Here is a 794-nt window from a genome sequence, read left to right on the forward strand (position 1 = left end):
ACCCGACGCCCCTTAACCGCTCGAAGCTGCCGCCTGCCCCAGACCGCTCGAAGCAGCAGATCTCTCGCCACCACTCGCACCGAACGAGGCGTTCGCACCCCCCACGCTGATCCGGCTCATCGCGCCACCGGGACTAGTCAGCCCGATCGCAGCGGTCGCAGGGTCCGCGGGGATCGCGGCGGTCGCGGCGGTCGCGGCGGTCGCGGCGGTCGCGGGGATCGCGGGGATCGCAGCGGTCGCGGGGATCGCAGCGGCGCTACCCGTACCGCCCTCACCGCCCGGGCTGAACGAGCCCATCGCCCCGCTCCCACCCACCAAGCCGCCAGCACCATCCACGCCAGTCACGGCGACCCCGCGAGTCGCGCCGACTGCGGGAGCTGCATCGGCCTCACGTGCGCCAACCGGGTGGCTCGCGCCCCCTGCATCGTCGAGACCGGTTGCGTCTGTGTCACCGGGCGTGCGGGAGGTCTGCGGACTGCTCGCACGCGGGCCCGACCAACTGATGGCGGGCTCTATATGAGTGGTCCCAATGACGTGAGTTTTGTCGGGGTGGACGACGTGGGTTTTGGTGAGCGAGATCGGGCCCCGCTGAGCGACAGGGGCGGATGTGAGCCCGGAGGCAGAGTCCGGTTGAGGCGGGGAATTGGGTGTGGGCGCGGAGACGGTGGCCGAGTGGGCTAGGGGACTGCGCGGTGACTCAAAAGCGGAGCCCCGCTGGGTCAAGGGGATGGACGCGAGCCCCAAGTCAGGGTCCCGCTGGGTCAACGAGGCGGGCGTGGGGCCGGAGGCAGGGG

Annotated in this window: 1 protein-coding gene; it reads right to left on the reverse strand. The window is 71.5% G+C overall.

Annotation, left to right across the window (positions count from 1 at the left end; genetic code table 11):
- Nucleotides 1-12 precede the first annotated feature (12 nt).
- Entirely contained in the window at nt 13-297 is a 285-nt protein-coding gene (locus E1263_RS43085) for a hypothetical protein (protein WP_165956952.1), read from the reverse strand.
- Nucleotides 298-794: the final 497 nt, after the last annotated feature.

Origin of the sequence: Kribbella antibiotica, from assembly GCF_004349055.1 — a bacterium.
Taxonomy (GTDB): domain Bacteria; phylum Actinomycetota; class Actinomycetes; order Propionibacteriales; family Kribbellaceae; genus Kribbella; species Kribbella antibiotica.

Excerpts from the sequence above, each read along its gene's own strand:
- E1263_RS43085 (WP_165956952.1), bottom strand. The coding sequence starts at position 297 with ATGGGCTCGTTCAGCCCGGGCGGTGAGGGCGGTACGGGTAGCGCCGCT.